Genomic DNA, 254 nt, shown 5'->3' with positions numbered 1-254 from the left:
ACAATCTACTTCTGCACTAAAGTTCTCTAGTAGACTTCTAACATCGTCAACTGATTTGTAAAGTTGCACACTATCTTCACCTGCCACCCCATCACGGGCGAGCTTTGTATATAATTGAAATGCTTTCATTATCTTCTGTTCAGGATAATTCATCGTTTTCTTCCTCCAATGAAACCTCTAAATCTTGTATGGAATAACGCGCTGACTTTTGTAATATTTCTGTATTTTCTTTAATGGTTAGTATTCTTCCGTTA

At 35.8% G+C, this 254-nt stretch carries 1 protein-coding gene; it reads right to left on the bottom strand.

Annotated elements, in window-relative coordinates:
* A partial coding sequence (locus AOA60_RS35060; protein ID WP_368731601.1) for a DUF6063 family protein occupies window positions 1-153 on the bottom strand: 153 nt, incomplete at its 3' end.
* Window positions 154-254 lie beyond the last annotated feature (101 nt).

It is taken from the genome of Pseudomonas sp. 2822-17 (assembly GCF_002742485.1).
In the GTDB taxonomy this organism is placed as follows: domain Bacteria; phylum Pseudomonadota; class Gammaproteobacteria; order Pseudomonadales; family Pseudomonadaceae; genus Aquipseudomonas; species Aquipseudomonas cyclaminis.
The sequence above is the reverse complement of the archived record's forward strand: the minus strand, read 5'-3'. Positions and strand labels throughout refer to the sequence as shown.